Origin of the sequence: Zhongshania borealis, from assembly GCF_039539625.1 — a bacterium.
GTDB lineage: Bacteria > Pseudomonadota > Gammaproteobacteria > Pseudomonadales > Spongiibacteraceae > Spongiibacter > Spongiibacter borealis.
Genome location: NZ_BAABDM010000007.1, coordinates 88612 through 108669 on the forward strand (window position 1 = coordinate 88612; position 20058 = coordinate 108669).

Genomic DNA, 20058 nt, shown 5'->3' on the forward strand with positions numbered 1-20058 from the left:
TTTTGAAGGTCAGTTGGTACTATTTGGATCCGATGAGTTTCCGAATTGAGAATGTGTGACGAGATATTTTAAATCTAAAATTGATCGTAACGAGTTTCTGCTACGGCTGTAATATAAAACTATGTTAGATGCTTAATTACGATTCTAGTTTGCTCTTGATAATTAATTTCCTGTAATTTATTAGTATAGACGAAGGCTAATAATAATCACTTGCCTGCTTGAGCTTTTGCATTAGGCATTGTGCCAGGGGGAGTGTCAATTCACTCGGAAAGTAAGTGTAAACCTTCGTCTGCAAAATAGCCCACGCAGTAATCCTTTCGATAGAATTGCCTTCGCCTTCTAGTGCTAATTCGATCAGTGCATCTAGGTAGGGCTTTGATTGTTCATTCGAAATCAGCAAATAAATTGCGCGAGCGATACAACGTAGCTCTCTTTCAGTAAGGGATTTTGCTGGAATAAAGCTTTGATGTATTGGTATCTCGGTTTTTACGCCAATGGCCACTTCTAGCCGTATGTCATCGAGATGTTGAGTCAGTACCTCGGACGCGTATTCCATTAGCGTGTCAGTGCGCCCGACTTCGATGTTGGCGAAGCGAGACATTAGCCATGATTGTACGGCTTGTTCATTATTTAATTCGCGGCCAGTACCAAGAATTGCGACTAAATCATCGTTGTAGCAGGTCGATAGCCTACTGTTGATTATCTTTGCTAGTGAGCGGGCAGTCTCTTTGGTTAATGTGTTCATAGTGTCTCCTGTTGGCGTTTAACGCCGTCATCTTTGTTCCGTATAAATTGGTGTTGTCGTTGATGGATATTCAATTTGGGGAGGGCATAACCATTCGGGGCTACCAGCCGCCGCCAAGCGATTTATGTTCTAGGTATTTGCGGATCTTCAGCGATTCGCCGTCCTGAATTGCTTGCCACGTTGTCCGGCCGTCGTAGTTCTTATTGTTTGTGTGTACATACTTACTTGAGTTATTTCTGGGGAAAAGCACCTGCAGTAGCTGATAGATAACGAGGAGGTTACTTAATGCTTCATCAGCGATATTAGCCAGAAATACCGCTATGTCTCCCTGAGGTACTTCCCATATGGTCAATATGCGTTCCGCGAGGATAAGTGCGGCACTGCGTGGTAGCCCTAGCACAGCGTCATCGGGATCATCTGCAAGATGTTCCGGTACCTTGATGTTGAGTAAGCGCATATCCCCTAAGGTAAGCAAAGCGATAAAGTTTGCATCGTTTGTTTCATTGGTCATGAATATTTCTCCTTAATCCGTGCTGCGTTACTGGACGGCGTGTCGTTCATCCAGCGGCACGGAGTGAGTATTGCTCTTGTAAGTGGTCCGTTAGTTTGGTCGCTGCCTCTTGAGTGGTTAGCCCAGCAGTATCAATATTCTCAAATCGTGCGGCGAGCCATGACACTAGCGCTTGGTGATTGTTGGATTCGTTGCCTTTTCCGATTAGTGCGACGAGGTCATTCGATTGGCAGTTGCCTTGTGCAAGAAGGACCGTTGCGATGCGGTCTATATTTTTGTCGATATTAGATTTAGTCATTCTCTGCTCCTTGGCTAGGGCTGATATTCGCTAGCGGATTGTTTGGCTCAGTATTAAGCGCGTTATTGGGGAATTGTTGAGTCAGTAAGCGTTCGAAGGCTGAGCCGTCTGCTCTGGTCAGGTTGGGCACATAGCGAGAGTAAACTTTGAATAACATTTCGGTGGTGGTGTGGCCCATTTGCCGAGCAATCCATTCTGGCGATTCACCTGCGGCCAGCCATAAGGTCGCGGCGGTATGGCGGGTCTGATAGGGGCGGCGTTTGTTTAATCCTAGGTACCGCAATAATGGGTACCAGACTCTTCGAGTAATATTGTTGTGGGAAAGTGGCGAGCCTAGTCGATTGCAAAAGACATAGGTGTACTCGCCAGTTGCTTCACGCTGGGCGAGGAGGGCATCGTAAACGGGCTGCGACATCTGGATTTCACGTTGGGAGCCGTCGTTTTTGGTGTACTCCATTTGGCCCATTACCCAGGTCTCTCGAATGAGAATCTCTCTACGCTCAAAGTCGACGTACTTCCACATTAGGCCGTCAATCTCGCCTGTGCGCATACCGGTAAAGAAACGTGTGGTGTAGTAGTTTTTAAAATCAGCGCGAACTGTCGCGATGATGCGGTGCACGTCTTCAAACGAAAACGGTTCGATATGAGATTTCTGCAATTTGAGGGTCTTAATACCGCGGAACGGCGAGGCGTACTGATATCGTTCTGCCCCTTCGTTCAGCACTTGTCGTAAGGGCATCATGATTTTATTTATTCGAGCCGGAGATAGCCCTGTATTGCCATTTTTACGCGGTATTTTGGTGAGGTCGGCCCGAAAGGCAAGTAGTTGCGCTTTGGTGATTTGATCTAGTGGCATGTCACCGAAAGCGGGGCATAGGTATTTTCGCAAAGTTAAGGCGACATTGTCTTTGTGGCTATTACGCCAGCTAACTTCCGTTTCAGAAAACCAGACCGCAGAAAATTCTGCGAATTTCGGTGAATCTGAATTTAACTGATCAATGCGACGAGCGTGATTCTGAAAATCTGCGACTCGCTTTGATTTGGGGAAGTAGCGTGCGTAGTCAAACGTGTCGAGTGTGATCTCAGCCTCAATGCGCTCTAGAATTTGCTTAGCACGCTTCTGGTTTGCAGGGGTGTCGTTGAGCTTAGTTTGTTCTCGACAGCGAACCCCCTTGTAGCGGAAGTCGATATAGATACGATTTGATCTAACGCCTATTGATGCCATTTGATTTTTCCTCCTCTACTGAAGGCCGGCGATGAGGGAGTCGAGATGAGCAGGCGACGCCATATCCTTTTCGATGCGTTCCCATATATAAAGAATCTTTCTACCGCCGAATGGACGAATGTAGTGAATGCCCTCAAGAAGAACTGAATCCTTAAGTCGAGTACGAATAGTTCTCGCGTCGTATTTAATCTTTCTGGACAGTTCTTCTGTTGTTAGATATGTATTGCTCATATTGAAGCCTCTTAAATCTATCTAATGATGCGTATATACATCGTTAGATATTAGAATACATCAATTAGCGTGCGGGGCAAGCAATTTTTGATAGTTTTACGTATCATGTGATTAATATATCGAGTGAGCGATGCTTTGATGCTGCGGTTTAAGATTAAAGAAATGATTGCGAAGAAGGAGTTTGACGAGAATCGTCGAATTACTATCGGCGAGGTTGCGGAGGCTGCAGGTATCCACCGAATGACCCTTTCGAAGATGATCAATCAGCGGGGTTACAATAGTGGAACAGAGAATCTAGACAGGCTCTGTGACTACTTCGGGTGCCCTATTGAGGAGCTGGTTGAGCACGTGCCGACCAAAATGCTGAACGCGGAATGAGCTGCGGATTCATTAATCTCCCATTTGGGTCACGGAGGGCAGCAGTCGTAAATTGGGGTTTTTCTCATAGCTGGAATTTGGCGTGGTCACAAAATGGTCACGTTTTGGTCACAAATCGGATTTTGACCAATATTGATAAGTAAATAGGCGAGGCTGATTGAGGCGGGAAACCCTCTCTGTTATAGTGTCGCGCTTCGTGAAGTACCCATTTCGCGCCCGTAGCTCAGCTGGATAGAGCGCTGCCCTCCGGAGGCAGAGGTCAGAGGTTCGAATCCTCTCGGGCGCACCATATAAATCAAAGAGTTACCCGCCAAAAGCCATTGTAAGTGCGCGCAAAATTTTTTTTAACCCCATATTAAGTCCATTTGAGCGGACCCAGCGCCTCTACCTTAGAAGGCCTACGCCAAGATTAATGCGAGTCTTGGCATAGACTGTAGCAACGAAATAGCCTTGGTTTTCGCTCACGAGCGGACGGTGCTTTGGACCTGCGCGGTCATCGAGGCACACTCGGGCCGCCAGTTAACTTACCGATTAACCGTGCCAAAAAGCATTTCTTTTTTTGTGGTACCGCATCACTTCTCGTCACCGGAACTTGTTGGGGCGGAAGCTCGAACGCAAATTCTGCACTACCCATACGAATAATGTCGCCATTTTTTAGGTAGGTCGATAAGCCTTTTTGTTCGTTTACAAAAGTGCCATTGGTGGACATCCAATTAACGACTTTCCAGCGTGGTCCTTCATTGATTAATTGAGCGTGTAGGCCGGAGATACTTGAGTCAGCTAAACAGATGTCGACATTTCCCTGGTCCCGACCAATTTTCCAGACGGTTTTTGTCGCTGTGTCTAAGGGATAAATTTCGCCTTCTAGGCTGAGATTTAAGCCGACTAAACGTGGCGTGTCGCCAATGGGTGCATTATTTAAATTGCCATCACGGTAGTTCTTATTGGCTGCAGACGCGGGTGCTTCTGAAAAGAATATTGTGCCAGAGGCTTGCTCAAGCCCGGCATGTTCTGACCACATTGCCGGAATATCTGGCTCATTAGATACCTCAGTAGGGGTTGCGGGTGTTGCAGGAGGCGGTTTGTAGCCACCAATTTGCGTTGCATCATCGGCATTATTGAATGTGGTTGTCTCTTCGTCCGAAACTCGAGATACCTTTAATTCGAAGTCGCCTATCAGCAGAGTGTCGCCATTTTGAAGCGCAGCTTTGCCCTCGATTTTGACAGTATTGATATAGCTGCCGTTACTTGAGCCAAAATCTTCAAAACTCAGTGTATTGTCTGTGATTTTGAGTACGCCGTGATTGCGCGACACGCTAGAGCTTAGTAGTCGTATGTCGCTTTCTGGGCTTCGGCCAACGGATGTTTCTGCGGCTGTCAATTCGTGGTCAATGGCATTGACTGTGTCGTAAAGTTTAAAATGTGCCATTTTCTTGGTCCTTAAAATACAGGTAATTTTGCTTGGGCTTGGTGTTTTTAAGCGGGGAAATGCTCCATATAGCCGTCTACGCGAGCGATAGATACCGCAGGTAAAATAGGCGATTCTTCGTTTTCTTGGGCTATGGTATCGCTTTCGACTAACACCACAGTGATGTTGTCTGTGCCGCCATTTTCTAGGGCCTTTGCAATTAAACTTGCGAGCTGTTGTTCGCTGCTTAGCTGGGTACTTAATATGCGTGCTATGTCGCAGGCCGCAACTGCGTCGTGTAAACCATCACTACAGAGTAAAAGCTTTTGGCCATGAAACAGCGCCGATTTTAAAAGAGGGACATCATCTTGACTAAATTCGCCATGACCCATCGCGCGGTTAATGATATTTTTTTGGGGACTTTTAATAGCGTCGCTGTAATTGATTTCGCCGCGGCTTATCATTGCTTCAATTTTCGAATGGTCGCGGGTAATTTGACGGAGTTCACCGTCCCACAAATAGGCGCGACTGTCGCCAATCCACGCGAGCTCAAACTGGTTGTCGGTGAAGTGGGCTACAACTACGGTAGAGCCCATCCCCTTTTTTCCGCGATTATCTTCTGCGCCGCGCAATACTTCCTGATGAGCACTATGCACAGCCTCGGTTAGTGGCCGGCCCTCGTCGAGTAGGTCGGTTATTTGCGTGGCAACAATACTGGCTGCAACTTCTCCGGATTCTGGGCCGCCCATACCATCAGCAACCAGTGCGATACCCCAATTGCTGTCAGCAACAAAACGATCTTCATTGGTAGCGCGTTTAGCGATATTACTCTTGCCTAAAATGCTAATCATTTTATTACTTCTCCATGGCAGAATTTAGCGTTTTTTGAACAGCTGCTTTGAAGTGGTTTTGTGTGTATTTTTTTTCATCATTTAGGACTAGAAATATGTCTTCATAGCTCTGCTGGCTACTTGATGAATCGTTTTTGGAATAAGAAAGAAGCTGTAGGGCCAGAAAAAGTTGCTCGGCATCGGCGTAGTCGCGAACCTCACCACTTGCACCCTGTTTAAGTAAGGCAATTGTCATTGCCTGCTGCTCACTGATGCTGAGTACTGATTTACTCATGATTTGCTTGGTGGTGTCTATATGTACCATCAGTTTATCCGAAGCACTATGCATTGCTTTCGCGCTCACCATTGTCGCCTGATTAAGCTGCCGGATTGCGATGCTAAACTCTTGGCTTAGGGCTTTGTCTCGTACAGAAACGATGGCTGCAAGCATACGTAAGGCGTTGTCGTTGATTCGCATAGACCCCGCTGGCAGAAGCTGTTTTTCACTGGCGGAGCGTCTTACCGTTATATCCATAGGGCGATGACAAGAGTGGCAGTCGAAAATCGCTAACTCAGGAATTAAGCCTTGCGGTGTACTGTGTTTCTCTAAGAGTGTAAGTGAATCTTGTGCCGCCTGTATACGTCCCGCAAACCAGCGGCTAGTGGCAGAGTTCTGTTTGCCGCGCAGTTTGTAGTCGGCATCAACCTTGTGGTGTGGTGGCATTAATGCTAGCCAAGTGTCGAGTTCAAAGCGAAGCCGAGGATGACCGGCGGCCATCATTTCGTGATTGGCCAGCTGATTGGTATTGCCAAGATGGCAGGACTGACATAGGGCCGCGATGAAGTTTGGATCTTCGGTCGGCGATAAGCCATTTTTTAAATTTTCTTGGTGGCCCGCTGCGGCGCTGTCGAACGCCGCAGAGTTAGTGTTAGCACCGTAATGTGAGTCTATCCAGTTTCCAGCTCCACCGTGACAAACTTCACAGCCAATACCGTCTGCTATTTGAAATTTATCGCCCTGAAGTTCTTTCGGGGTTGTGTCAGCGTGGCAGGCGAGACATTGGTGCGCTTCGCTCGCGTCTTCAATGCCCATATTATTGGCAATACGTCGCGAGTCCTCATTTTTCAGTAGTGTATATGCGCGAGAGTGATGATCGTATTTAGCCCAAGTGCGGTACTCGTTCTGCAATATAGCTCCGTGTTCTACTGGTGCTGCACGGCCGTGACAAGCGGTGTTGGCACAACTAGCCACGCCAAGGTGTACTGAATCTTCGCTTAGTTGTTCCTCGGCATATGCGGCATGAAAAAATCCTGTGCTGATACCAAGTGCTGTAAGTGTGCACGCGACGAACAGTTTGGCGCGGCGGCTAAGCGTGGTCTGCGGAGTGTTAATCATGCTTCGCTCCCGATTGGGCGTTGCTTGGCGAATCTTCCACAAACCAAGGTTTGCCATTTTTATCTAGATAAAGTTTGTGCATTTCTTGTAAGTTGAGTGGCCGTGCGCCACGGCGCCCGAACACGGCTATTTGTCCGCCGCTTTCATCAACTGCGCGATCGCGCTCTAGCCCTCGCGACAAGCTCAACGCTGGACTAGCAGTTTGTTTGCCGGCAATCCATTGTGGGTTGGGTTCTGGGTTAAAGCCGTAAAACTTTGGCTGTAGTTCAGGCGAACTTAACTGAATGACATTTAGGCCTGTTTTTGCATCGGCTACATAGGCAAAGAGCGACGCATTGGTGGTGCCAATTACCACATCTCGACTGTCCAGAAGCTTACCTTCACCGTTATAGCTTGTGAGTAAGCGCATTTCTTCTGGGCGTTCTATGTCGATTATAGCCAGACCCTGCTCGCTGGCCGCCACGTAAGCGTAGCCACGCGCCAAACTGATCTTTTGGGCTCCGGCCAGTGGCAAGGTTGCCGCGGGTAACAGATGGGCTTTCTCTGGTAACGTTACATCCACTACTTTCACCCCGTCGGCATCGGTGACGAATAAATAGCGAAATTGCAGTGCCGAAGCGCGGCCGTCGTTGAGCGAAATGGTATTCAGTAATTTTGGCTGTAAGGGCGAGTCAATATCAATGATCACTAAGCCACTGTCCGCGATGATGTAAAGATAGTGACCGCCAATACTTATGTGCCGAGCACCTTTTAAGATCCCGTCGGCGTCCCAGCGCAGTGCTGCTTTAATGGTGTTGTTGCGGGGTTCGCCGTCGGCAAAGGTATTAACGTCGACAATGATTAAACCTTCTTCGGTGTCGGTGATAAAAGCGTAGTTATAAAGGGCATGAAATGCTTGCTCTTTATTGTCTATACGCATTAAATCACCTTGATTACGTTGCGGCGCAATCGGTTGAATACTCGGTAATACAAGGCAGCTGGCATTTTTGCTGGGCACGTTGGCATTGTGTCCTAGTTTGCTAAAGGGCGCGGTGATTAAGCGTTGAGATATACCTTTGTTTTCTACTGACGCAACATCCAGAACACTAAAGCCGGCTTCGCCCCCGGCTATAAATAAATATTCGCCGCGTAATTGCAGGCATTGACTGCGGGTTGAGCGGTGATCGTGGGAGATTGGCAGTGTTTGCTTGCGGGCTTGGTGAGCGGCAAAGAAGTCGGGATAGGCAAACTGATGTAGGTAGCTACCGATGACCGCTTGGGGTTCGTCCCATTCAGTGACGGCAATTGCTTCGATGTGTTTCTCCTCGCCCAGCCACACATTGCGACCGATGAAGTCGATGAACTTTGTGCCGAGAGTGAGAGTTTGGGCGATGATGGCGTTATTGTCTTTTGCGGCAGACAAGTGGCAGTCACTGCAGGTTTTGGTTTCGGTTTTACGCACCGTATGTGGAAAGTGCGGGTTAAACGCCTGAGAGCTAAAACCACTGGCTGAAATAGGCGCTTGCTGCACATAGATACGTTCGCGATTCGCGTTAGTAGACGACAGCACCAAGGCTGACGAGGATCGCACCGGTGCATACTTTTCGCCTTTATACGGCGCACGTTTACCGAGCATGAATATCTGGTCGCGGGCGACCTGCGGATTATAGGTGGCAAAGTTTCGAGATTCGCCACCTTCAAAGTGGTGACGTTCGGATTTTTCATTTGCCTGTATTGGAAGGTGGCAACCGCCACAGCTTGTTGTCCACGAGGTGTGACAAGCGTAGCACTCCATCTCTTCAAAGTTGTGTGCGGCGGTTTCGGGGGCAACACCTTCGCCCCAGTGCTGACTGCTTGGATCCTTCGACATCAGCTTGGCGCGGGCGGCTTTGGGATTGTAACTGGGGTGCTTGGCATTCACAGAGTCTTTAACCAGCGATAAGGTCCATTCAAGATCAGGGTTGAGCATGGAGCGCTGCATCAGTTTTCCGTCTACCCATTCAAAGCGGCGTCGACCATCAGGGTTGCGCAATAAGCTCAAGTCAGTGGTGCTGGCATTACTTGCAGGCCCAGAGGGTTTTAGGTCTGGGTACTTGCCTGCCGTGCCGTGGCAATCTACGCAGCTGATTTCGACAGCTGCGGCTACTTCGCCATACATATGACCATTGCCGTGGCTGTCCTGATTAAAGTGGCAGTCTACACAGTGCATGCCAACCTCGGCGTGAATCGAGCGCATGTGTACTGCTTTACTAAATTTTTCAGGGTCTTCGTCGCTGACGATTTCATTTTCGCCGTCGAGTAAATTGCCGTCGCGGTCGCGTTTGAATACTGCGCGGAAATTCCAGCCGTGGCCGTGATAGTCGGCAAATTGAGTGTCGTCGAGCTCGGGGTTGAGTTTGGCGACATCCTTGAGGAAGTCTACGTCGGCCCACTTACCTTTGGGCGCTGCGCCTTCAGGGTTGCGGTCTAATATTTTGCGTTTCGTTGCGGCGTCTGGATACTGCTGTTCTTTCGGCCACATATGCGGTGCGTCAGATTCGTAATCCCACATGGTGTAACCCAAAAAGGAGTTGACGAACATATTGGGCTGGTGCATGTGACAGACCATGCATTGGCTAGTGGGTATGGCGCGAGTGAAGCGATGTTCAATAGGGTGGCCCGATTTAGATTTATCGATAGTAGGATCGACGCTCTGGCTCTTACCCATATTGCCAAAGGCGGCATAGGGGCCGGAGTGCAATGGCTCTCGGTCGTTTGCATAAACTACGTGGCAGCCAGTACAGCCGGAGCTGCGATAGTCGCCAGGTTGATCGTTGGTGCCCATAAACCAAAATAAGGGGTCGTTAAGGCGGGTCTTGGTCATATTGATCAGCGGCACAGAAATTCGCGCGCCGGTGCCGGGGCCGCGATTAGATTGCTTAAAGTCGGGCCTACCCGGCTCTTCTAAGCGTTGAATTTGGCCTAGGGCATTCGGAATGCCGGTTTCCGGAAACAGATTCACAATATTGCGGCCGCCGCGCTCAAAGACACGAAACACATCACCGGGTTTGACCGTCTCCCATGCAGGCAGAGGAAATATTTGATCGAGAATTCCCATTTCAGCCATTTCTGGCGTGGGTTTAATCGGCGCGGTTAGTGAGGCTGATTTACCATCGCGGGTATAGGCTTCGCCTAATATTGAGCGCTTGTAAGGTAGTATGCCGTTGTTGTACGCGGCCGCTGCCCAAAACATCGCGCCGGTGCCATGTAGGCTGCGTGTCGAGGCTTCAATAATGTGTTGATGACAAGCCCCGCAGGCTTCACTGGCCACGCGGAAATCGCCGGGATTTACAAAGCGAATATATTCAGGGGCCTCTTTGTTCAGAAGGGTGTAAGTACGTTCTGGGTTGGCGGAGTTGGGCCAGTGCCAGCGGTCAGGGAAACGTGGTAAAACGTGGGCCTTTTCCAATAAGGGCAGCATTAACATTGGATCGAGCGGCGCTTCCTTGCTAAAACGGATACTGGCATCGCCGCCGTGGCAGTCGACGCAGCCCAAATTAATGGCGGGGTTACTGTGCATATTGTGGCTGTCACTTTGTCGATGACAGCTGACGCAGCCCACACTTTTCTGCTCTACATCCGCCGGTGTTTGAAATGCCGGCGCAGGTGGGGCAGTGTGATAGACCCTTGCGACTTCCTGCGGGCCATCAGTCGCGAGTGCGAGCTGACAAAATGTCCCAATGACTAGCGCCAACAGCGCGAGAATCGATGTTTTAGTAAGTGAGAATGGCATTAAAAAGCACCGATTGTTGGGAGTGGTCTGAATATAACTGTTGATAGGCGTCGCCGGGCAAAAGCACGGCGTAGGACAGTCGCAACACGATATTTTGAGACATAAAAGGCCGATAAATAGCGGCAACAGAAAGGTCTTGGCCAATGTCTTTTGCGATATTTGCCTGCTGGCGAGCGACTGCTAAGCTGCTGGTATTGTCGAACCAAAGTTGATTAGCATTAAGGCTAATACGCAACTCGGGTAGTATGTCAAAGTCTGTGCCAACGCCGAGCAGCACGGTACCGGGGTTAGTAAAGTTAGATTGTCCGTGCTCTTTGGATGCGCGCAAATTGTTCAAAACGCCGTTGCGACTCGAGAGCGCTACCTTGCCGCCACCAATGAGCGGTACAGCTTGCCGTATCCAGTAGCTAGTGTCGGCGCCAGCAAACAGGGGATTTTCAACAATCGCATCAAAGCCGGTTTCTAAATCGTCATAGGGGTCTTTGTCACCACTGCCGTACAGAAATGAGGCGCGCCAGCGTATCCAGTCTTGATCAAAGGAAAGTTCCGCGGCGGCGAAGTAGGCTGAAATATCAGTATCTTCTTTACTAAAAGGTGCATTCTCCTGCTTGCCAATTGCGTAGTAAAACGCGCTGGTGAGGTTGACGCGACCAATGTGGCCGTCGCTATTTACACCAAAGTAGGCAATGTCGTAATGCCGTGGTCGCTCGCTACCTATGGATGCTGGGCGTTGTATAACGCCGTTTTTGTCGTAGAAAAAAGTAGTCTCGCGATTGCGGTTATACAGCACGGTAAATTGGGTGGTGTGGCCGAGGCTGAGTAAATCTTGCCAATATAAATTGGCGACAAAAACGTCGTCGTTACGGGGTGTTTCACCGATGTTGTTTAAGCCACTATTGGTGTCTTTTTCTAAGCGACGAAACCACGCAAGATTGTATTGAATAATATTATTTTTTCGCGTGCCAAAAAAGCGCAATCCAAATTGGTTTTCTTGAAAAAGAAAACCACGGAAATCAGCATTAAAGGGTTGAATGCCAAAACGCACACTGTCGAAATCGTAATTGTCAGACACATTGCGTAAGTGCACATCGATAAACGCAGCTTGGACGCCAGCAAAATCTTGGTAGCGGGTTTTTCCGTCCGCTGGATTAACATCTACGCCAAGAATTTCATCCAGTTTAGTGGCGTTGTAGTTGAATACTGGGGTAAAGCGAAATTCGTAATCTGGCGGTCTGAATACGGTGTCGCCTTTGTAGTACACCAGCTCAATGGCTAGGTTTTCAATTAGTTGTGACTGACTTGTGCCGCCGTATAAATCTAAGTCACCGGCATTGGCTGATGACTGTATGCCAACGGGTGTCGGCAGGTCTCGATGCTCAAAAACGGTGTCTGAAATAATGCTTAGGTTAAAAAACCAGTCGTCGTGAATGGGGCTGTCAGCTTTTAAGGTATTGCGATGGTAGGGGTCGTACCAATTGTTTTCATAGCCCAGTGATTCAACAATACGCCAGCGATCTGGCATCGCGGTAGCAGGGCTGAAGTCGGAAATACGTGGAATGGGAATGCGGGCTTTCGTCATTGCTTTTGGCAAGCATTTACTGATCATTCCGGGCACGCGGGGGGATACTTGCTGCGTGTCGCCGTCGGTGCAGTCAGCTTCGCCAAGTATTTCTGCTGATTCAGCCTCTGCAAAGAGAGCTGTACAAGGGCTAAGCGACAGCACCACGTAGGCGCTGGCGATAAGCGGCCAAGATCGCGCAAGCGGTATGCGCCTGTGTTTATTTTCCGGCGCAAACATTTTGTTCATCACTATTATTAAATGGGTTTTGTGGGCAGTTGATGTAACGTAGGCGCTGGCCGTCTGGTGCAAGCTGGTCGGCCCTGATTGCTATTGGCGCGTTGTTTACCGTGGCAAGAATCGTAGCCGCGTTGTGTAGACCTAAAAACGCGATCATATCGTCTTGGTCCACACCGTCACCAGATACGCCAATACCACCGATTAATTGAGTGCCCCGGTAGATCGGGACACTGCCGGGAAAAATTTGTATGCCGTTAGCTAGGCGCGGTGGCACGGTGCTGGTGGTACCGCCGAAGGCCAGGCCAACGCAGTTTTTACCCACATCCTGGCTGCCACCCATCAAGTAGAGCAAATGGCTAACTAGGCCATTAAAACTGGCATCGAGTTGTAAACCCGTTGAAAACGGACTCCATTCTCCCGCGGGTTTGCTAAAGGGGCCGGGGCCGTTGGCGTCGATGCCATCGGGAAAGTGAGGCCGAGATAAATTGCCGCCGGAACGATCAGCAAAGGCAATGCCATTGCTTAGCGCCGTGTTGTCACCGGTCAGATTGATGATGTTCTGCACGTAATCGCCTAAGGTAATGGTGTTGGCGGCGGCTAGCGTCGGTGTTAAATACTGTGCATTTGGCAGGGCGGTGATGAAGTTTGCGGCATCCACTGACGAGAAAAACGTCGCGGTGCGCGCTTTTTGAAGTGAAACATCAGCACCAAATATAGGGGCGTCACGGGTTCGGGCAATGCCAAGCACACTTCCGTCGGTGTCGACTACACTCACTGTAACGCGTGCAGCGGAGCCTAGAGGTTGTCGAATTTGCGCGCGAGCGCGATTGGCAACCGCCAGTGCTTGACTGATGATTTCTTGCACCTCAACAATGCTGAGCTGTGACCCGGCCGTTGGCGGGAAGCGTTCGACGTTATTTTGATCGACAAATACAAAGGCATCACGACCTGGAAAGCGTAAATTATTGTCAGAGCGAATGCCTGAACTCGCTTGCCCAAAAGCTTGACCCGCGCGGTAGCCATCGCTGGTGTCGTAATAATCTTTTACCGTAATGAAGTTGCCGTCGGTATTCACGACTAAGCTGGGTGCATTTTTTACGCTGGCATCAATGGCCGAGAAGTCGACGTCGGCAAAACGTAAAGTTTTACCATCGAGGGTGATGCGGTCTGCCTGGCGGTCTGCCGGTACCGCAAAGCCATAACTACCGGCTAGTGCAATAATTTCATCACTGTCAAAGTCGACATCGCTAATAGTGCGGTCCAGACCGTAAACAAAATCATCAGAGATAACACCAATGCCGCCAACTGGCGTGCCGAATTTGTAGAGAGGAATGCCGCCAGGGTCGGCGGACAGGCCGAGTGGTGAGCGCTTGGGGCCAACCAGTATGGCTGGGTTGCTGGCGTCTAGTACAAAATCCGAACAGGGCAGTTGACTAAACTGCACACCAAAGAGTGGCCCGCTAGGCTGGTTGAATTCACCGGGATTGAAGTGCGCCTGCACAATTTGACTGGCAACACGGGTACTAAAGCCATTGCCCTCACTAGACAGATAAGCCGCGGTAATCGCCTTTGCCATTGCCGCTAGGGCGTCACCACCGACGGTGGCAGAGATGGGTAATTCTAAACGTTCCAAACCACCACTTATGATGCTGCCGGTATTCGATACTATGGTCAGTTTGCGATCGCCGTTGGCGAGGACCTCGGCCATGCGAAACACGGTGAGTATATTGCCGCTACGGTCTGCCACTGCAATGGTGGCGGGAATATTCAGCGCGCGGGCTTGGGCAACGGCCTGGCGTACGACTAGCTCAACATCTGTACTACTTAGAAAGCTACTGGCATTGGCGCAGCTTCCGTCGCATTGGGTGTTGGCATTGCTGCCGCGAGCCACGTCATGATCATTACGGTCGCCTTTGCAGGCGGCCAGTACGAGTAGGGCTGATATCACTATGAATACGCAGCGGCGACCCATCATTGGTCTACCTCTGGTTTGCTGGCGGGCATTCGTGGCAGCTCTGTGTTGTGAAAAGCATGGCAATCGATGCACTGTAATTCGATGGTCATTTTTGCGGTTTCGTCATGGCAATCTAAACATACGCCAATGTCGGGCATTAATACGTCACTACTCAGTTTCGAACTCGGCGCTTGGTGACAGCTAACACAGCTTTCTTCATCGTTGTTGTCGGCAGACATGATCTGATGAGCCGTGTGCGGGAAGCGAACGGCGGGAAACCAGTCTGCGTTTAGGCGTACTTCTTTAATCTGCCATTGTTGGTCGCCACTGCTGTTCACGTCTTGAAAAACTTCATGGCAGTCGACGCAGCCCCCTTTAATAAATAGCCTATCTAGCTCTTCATTGGCCCGGGCGCTGCCACACTGCAGTGGATCTTGATTGTGGCAGCGTGGCTTGGTGTCCCGGCCGGGCACAAGACGGGCAGCGTCTTGGGGCTTCGTGTAGCGCTGGCGCGCCGCTTCGCTAACATAGAACTCCTGTAAAAAGGTACTGACAACCTCGGGTTTAGCGTGGGGTAAGTTGCGCTGTGGATTGACGTCATCAAAATCCAAGCTGTGGCAGCTGGCGCAGCTGGTCTCCATGGTGATTGGTAAAAAGTGCTCGCCATCCGTAGACGGGGTATGACAGTCGCCACAGATAAGTGCGGGTTTGACTTCAGTGTCAGCCATAGTTTTTGCGACTTTATCGGGATTTAAGTGCACTTCATGGTCGAACTTGAGATTGGAGGCTTCCTTTAATGCGAGCGATGACTGAGTTTTAATTGCGGCCCATTTTCCAGCCTCTAGTTGCAATAAGGTCGCTAAGAACGCCGGGTGCAGATCCTCTGAGAAGTGGGTGCTAGCTGAAATTGCACCGTTTGTTTTACCGTCGATGTCGACTTTGTCTATAGGGGCTATGTGGCAGGTGATACAGAGGGTGTTGTTGCCGACAATAAGCATTTCAGGCTCGTTGTGTTCTTTGTGGCACGCTTGGCAATTTTGGCTGTCGTCACTGTTAAATGGGTGGTTGGCTGGGAAGTGGCGGTGGGTATCGCTGTGGCAATTCAGGCAACTTTGCGCCTCCACTTTCTGAAAGCCCTTGCTGTGACAGCTATTACAATTCTCTACCATTCCAGCCAGATGGTGTGGGCTAGAAAGCGGGCCTGATGACCAAATTTTATCGCTAGGCGCACCTAGCTTTTGAAGTTGTTTTGCGGTGTCGGGTTGCAGGTAATTTAATAATGGAAAAATTAAGGCTACAGCGAGTAGCGCAACGCTGAGCAAATAACTCCATAGCCGGCTACTGGGTAGTTTAAGGCGCATCTCATTTTGGTAGCGGCTATGAACCGAGGGTTGGCTGCTGGCATCGATATACACTTCTATGGCGGCGTCAAAACCCGGTGGCGCTTGCGTGAGCGCGATTTTATGAGAGCCTATTTCAATCTGTTCGCCGAGTTCTGCCGTAGTGGTCTTAAATGTTTTTCCGGCAATGGTAATATCTGTGTTAGCGCGGCAGTTAACCTTTACTTGGCCGCGATCGACCACGATTATATCGCAATGTTCCCTCGCTATTTGTTCGCCAAATAACTGCACATCACAGTGGTTACCGCTGCCGACGCGAAGATGATCGCTGGCTAGTTCACTGTCGCTATGGTCAATGACTTTGCCATTGATAAGCCTTGTTTTTCGAATAAGAATAAGCATGGCTTTACCAGTAAAAAAAGACAGTGAAAATGTGAATAGACAAAGAAACTAATAAGGCTATAGTCAGTGGGATATGCAGGCTCAACCAAAGCTTTATTCTAAGTTGAAGGCAGAGTTCACGACGTAGACGGCGAAGTATTTCGTGGCGACGGCCGATAATATAGAGCAGCTTTTGCAGGCGCTCTGCTTCGCCGGGCTTGTGGGTGTTGGGTATTTTGGTCACCAAAAAGTTAATGACGGTTTGCTGGTTCTCATTGCTGCGTATGTTTGTGTGGCCGTGGGCAGAGCCGCTGGTCGGCATGTTGACGCTGGATTGGTCACGACCCAAAAATTGAGTCAATAAGTTGCCGCCTATAGCCGTGCGTTCAAGCGCACTGGAAATCATGTTTTGAATATCGGCATCGCAAGTAGCGGCTAACGCCAAGCTTTCTTTATCTATCTTATCGAGTGATTCCAATCGTTGCTCAAAGGGCTGATTGGCCCTGTTTTCAACTATCAGTCGCGGATAGCGCAGATAGGCGTAGAGTCCAATGAGGCCGCTAGCAATCACTGCGCACATAAGGGCATAAGCGAGGGTGTGAACATTTAAACCAAATTGAAAAGCACTATGTAAAGTGGCTATCACTATTAGGCTAATACCCAAATACACGTGAGCAGAAACCCAGGCCTGTATGTTGGCCCCTTTGCTTGCATAGCGTCGCTTGCGAATACCGAGGCAGGACAGCCACACGATTAGTAGCATGCCAATACTGCCCAAGACATAGCCCTGCCAGCTGCCCCCGTTAGGCGGTAGTGCTGTCGCTTGACTGAGATAGAGGCCACTGCTGCTTATCAGCAAGATGATCGCCCACCAGAAGTAGCGCCGCTTAGCATAGTTAAGGATGTTTACGTACATTAATTATGTTTCTCATAAAACGTTGCTACTAAATATATTGCCAAGAGAATGACCCGTGTATCACCGCAGATTTAGTACATCGATAAAGTCGTTGGGCTCCATGCGCTGTGCGGCCCCGGTGGGGCAGTACTGCACGCACGCCGGGCCCGCCGGCCGATCAACACAGGCATCGCATTTCACAGCCTGCTTACCCGCTTCTTTTGCGGCTTTGCTTGGCGTCGCCGCTTTATCTTCCCCTGGGCCGGGTCCGATTCCAGAAAAGAGCCAGCTTAAAAATGGCGGCTTTTCTGGCATTTGGTAACTGAGTTTAATGACATTGTAGGGGCAGTTGGTTTCACAGTTGCCGCAGCCTATGCAAGTATCATCAATATAGACTTCGCCACTGTTCTCGCGATGAATGGCATTTGGTGGACACTCTTTCATGCAGTGCGGTTGTTCGCAGTGTCGGCACGCAATGGGAAGATTAATGTTGGCAAAGCGCACGCCGGCTTTTCGATCGAGCCTGCTAATGCCATTGTGGGTTTCTGCGCAGGCCGTTTCACAGTTGTCGCAACCGACGCAGAGATTCTCATTAATGAGTAAAACGTTTGTGCCTTCACCTGTTCCCTGTGCAAGTAAAAAAGACATCAGCGAGGCTTGTTCAGGAAGCGCGGCCATTTCGGCAGTGGATTTCAATTGTTTTGCGGTTTCAGCTTGTAATTTCGCTATTGAGTCTGGTGATTTTTTTAGTAGCGCTATAAAGGCTTTTCGATCTATTTCAATAAGTTCAGAGCGCACCGTAGCGTAAGCTGACTCCCGGCGGACAGGGTCGCCCATCAGTGCCATTTGGCCAAAGATCTGCCCTGAGTGAAGCTGCCCTATGACTATTTCATTACCTCTCTCTAAGCGGCGCAGCGCGATAGTGCCGCTGCGTATAAGGTATAGGTGGTCACCGTTAGCGCCTTCTTGGTAAATGTTTTGCCCTGTATTGAAGTGCGATGTATTGACACTCTTCGCAATATCTCGAAGCTCGACATAACTGGCTTGCGGCGTAAAGAACTGTTGCAAGGTTCGCTGTAAAAATACGATTTCGATGCCTTTGGCGACTTCGTCATTAGCGGCCATGAGTTTCGCCATCGTGCGGCGTGGTGTCTCGATTAGAACAGTGTCGTTGCTGGCAATGGCATTGCCGATACGAGGCCGGCCAGAGAGTAAACTAAGTTCTCCAAAAAACTGGCCAGGACCAAGAATGGTATCACTGCCGTCCGGTGAACTGAGGGTGACTTGGCCTTCAATAATGGTGAAAAAAGAATTGCTGTAGTCATTGTGGTGATATATGAATTCACCACTTTTGGCAACGTTGGTAATAATGGGCTCGCTAATTGGCGCGACAATTTTTGTGGGCAGACCGGCCAATTTTCTGCGTTGTATGTCAGTTGTACGCACAACGTTGATGTCGTTTATCCGCTGCTGTTGCACGGCTCGACCTTGCTGCATTAAATGGCTAATTTGCTGCTCGTCGTCAACAAAGTAGCTAATATCGCTTTCCATAATGAGTTCACGAAACGCCAAGGCGTTTAAGCGCGAAAACATTGGCACACGCTGCTGGTATAGCGCGAGGATATCGTCAACATCGGCAAGGTAGGGTAATAGCGAAAATTTCAGTGCAAGTAGGGGGTGATCGACTGGCTTAACTGACTTGCCTTTGATGTACTCAATAACATCAAAGCCTTGGTTCATGCCCTGCTTAATTAGTGGGTAGCCCGCCAATGCACCAATGATATACAGGCCATCGACATTGCACTGGTATTGGCTGTCGAGTTCGGGAATCGCTTCCGGGTCAGAATTTGGTAGTTGAATGCCGCAACGCTCAACAAATTGTCTCGGAGGAATAGAGCCGAGCCTTGCCACGATACGGTTACAGGTCAATGTTTCATCGCCGCGCGCGGTGTTAAGCGTGACGGTGCCAACAGCGCCTGGCTCGGGAACGCTTAGAGATTTTACTGAAGCGTCGTAACGGCAAGAGAACGCCATATTTCGATCGTTAATGGCTTCGAGAACATTGTCTAGGTTGCCTTGTTTTGCACGCGTAAATTCATTCTTTCGATTCACAATGATTACGCGATTGTTTTCAGCCAGTGCTAAAGCGTTCTCAATGGCCGCATCGCCGGCACCGATCACTATAATGTCTTCGTTTTGGTATTCGTTTGGGTCGTCGAGCTGGTATTGGACGAAATGTGAGTTATCGCCCTCAACGCCTAGGCGTCTAGGGTTGCCCTGCGTGCCAATCGAGAGCACCACATAATTTGCGCCAATACTGCTGCCGTTTGCACATTCGATAATGAAATTGCCGCGGCTGCCGGTAACCTTGCTAACTTCGGTGTTGGGGCAAAAATTTATGCCTGTATCGCTGATTCCCTGTTGCCATGTATCGAGAATTTGTTCTCTTTTCCCGGCGCCAAACTCTAAGGGGCTACGCAAGTCTAAGTAGCCTGGCTCATCCATGACATGCTTACCTTTCTGGTAGCGCTGGAGGGTATTGGCGTGAAGTGGAGAGCCTTCAATGAGTATATGGCTCGTTGTATGGTCGGGGTTAGCGGCGCGCGCCTCGAGATCGTATTCAGCGGCTTTGGCTGCGGCGCTAAGGCCTGCAGGGCCAGCTCCGATAATGGCGATATCAAAATTTTGTCTCGCGCGCTGCGCCACTTTTATTGTCCTTTTTGGTTTGGGCTATGCCTAATAGCGCCGGTCTTCCTTAAATTACTAAGCTTATAAACTAAGTATGCAGGCAGGTTATTTTAAAATTAGCAGGAGGTGAGTCTACCGCTCTTGTTAGCTTTGCGCTATGGCCACTGTTCGTAAGTTGATGGATATGGCGCCTCGTTGCGCAATATTCGCGGTTTTAAACTACAACGTT

Annotated in this window: 14 protein-coding genes and 1 tRNA gene; 2 read left to right on the forward strand and 13 right to left on the reverse strand. The window is 49.5% G+C overall.

Features of this window, described 5'->3' with window-relative positions; translation table 11 throughout:
- Window positions 1–196: 196 nt before the first annotated feature.
- From ABD836_RS15495 to ABD836_RS15510, 4 genes are all read right to left on the reverse strand, one after another.
- On the reverse strand, window positions 197–745 hold the full coding sequence (locus ABD836_RS15495) for a hypothetical protein (protein ID WP_344937709.1): 549 nt from the start codon (window positions 743–745) through the stop codon (window positions 197–199).
- Window positions 746–845: 100 nt separating this feature from the next.
- Window positions 846–1256, reverse strand: coding sequence for a hypothetical protein (locus ABD836_RS15500; RefSeq protein ID WP_344937711.1), 411 nt, complete (start codon window positions 1254–1256; stop codon window positions 846–848).
- Window positions 1257–1302: 46 nt separating this feature from the next.
- Window positions 1303–1554, reverse strand: coding sequence for a hypothetical protein (locus tag ABD836_RS15505; protein WP_344937713.1), 252 nt, complete (start codon window positions 1552–1554; stop codon window positions 1303–1305).
- Window positions 1547–2779 (reverse strand): Arm DNA-binding domain-containing protein, encoded by a 1233-nt coding sequence (locus ABD836_RS15510; protein ID WP_344937715.1) that lies wholly within the window; start codon window positions 2777–2779, stop codon window positions 1547–1549. The genes ABD836_RS15505 and ABD836_RS15510 overlap by 8 nt, the downstream gene beginning before the upstream one ends.
- A 393-nt stretch (window positions 2780–3172) precedes the next feature.
- On the opposite strand from ABD836_RS15510, the gene ABD836_RS15520 reads away from it, so the two are divergent.
- Window positions 3173–3388, forward strand: a complete 216-nt coding sequence (locus ABD836_RS15520; protein WP_344937719.1) for a helix-turn-helix domain-containing protein — start codon at window positions 3173–3175, stop codon at window positions 3386–3388.
- 212 nt (window positions 3389–3600) lie between these two features.
- Window positions 3601–3677: transfer RNA gene (locus ABD836_RS15525), tRNA-Arg, on the forward strand.
- 204 nt (window positions 3678–3881) lie between these two features.
- Here ABD836_RS15525 and ABD836_RS15530 read toward each other — a convergent pair.
- The 9 genes from ABD836_RS15530 to ABD836_RS15570 are packed head-to-tail and all read right to left on the reverse strand — an operon-like array spanning window position 3882 to window position 19847.
- Window positions 3882–4817, reverse strand: coding sequence for an FHA domain-containing protein (locus ABD836_RS15530; protein WP_344937721.1), 936 nt, complete (start codon window positions 4815–4817; stop codon window positions 3882–3884).
- A gap of 47 nt (window positions 4818–4864) precedes the next feature.
- Window positions 4865–5647 carry a PP2C family protein-serine/threonine phosphatase gene (locus tag ABD836_RS15535; protein ID WP_344937723.1) on the reverse strand — a complete coding sequence of 261 codons (783 nt, stop codon included), beginning with the start codon at window positions 5645–5647 and terminating at the stop codon, window positions 4865–4867.
- Window positions 5648–5651: 4 nt separating this feature from the next.
- Window positions 5652–7022 carry a multiheme c-type cytochrome gene (locus ABD836_RS15540; RefSeq protein ID WP_344937725.1) on the reverse strand — a complete coding sequence of 457 codons (1371 nt, stop codon included), beginning with the start codon at window positions 7020–7022 and terminating at the stop codon, window positions 5652–5654.
- Entirely contained in the window at window positions 7015–10773 is a 3759-nt protein-coding gene (locus ABD836_RS15545; RefSeq protein ID WP_344937727.1) for a hypothetical protein, read from the reverse strand. The genes ABD836_RS15540 and ABD836_RS15545 overlap by 8 nt, the downstream gene beginning before the upstream one ends.
- A complete protein-coding gene (locus ABD836_RS15550; RefSeq protein WP_344937729.1) occupies window positions 10754–12580 on the reverse strand; it encodes a hypothetical protein in 1827 nt (608 codons plus the stop codon). The genes ABD836_RS15545 and ABD836_RS15550 overlap by 20 nt, the downstream gene beginning before the upstream one ends.
- Window positions 12552–14546, reverse strand: a complete 1995-nt coding sequence (locus tag ABD836_RS15555) for a heme-binding protein (protein WP_344937731.1) — start codon at window positions 14544–14546, stop codon at window positions 12552–12554. Before ABD836_RS15555 ends, ABD836_RS15550 begins: the two co-directional genes overlap by 29 nt.
- A complete protein-coding gene (locus ABD836_RS15560) occupies window positions 14543–16267 on the reverse strand; it encodes a cytochrome c3 family protein (protein WP_344937733.1) in 1725 nt (574 codons plus the stop codon). Before ABD836_RS15560 ends, ABD836_RS15555 begins: the two co-directional genes overlap by 4 nt.
- 4 nt (window positions 16268–16271) lie before the next feature.
- Window positions 16272–17162 (reverse strand): hypothetical protein, encoded by an 891-nt coding sequence (locus ABD836_RS15565; protein ID WP_344937735.1) that lies wholly within the window; start codon window positions 17160–17162, stop codon window positions 16272–16274.
- Between the two features lie 60 nt (window positions 17163–17222).
- Window positions 17223–19847, reverse strand: a complete 2625-nt coding sequence (locus ABD836_RS15570) for a cyclic nucleotide-binding domain-containing protein (RefSeq protein ID WP_344937737.1) — start codon at window positions 19845–19847, stop codon at window positions 17223–17225.
- Between the last annotated feature and the right edge of the window lie 211 nt (window positions 19848–20058).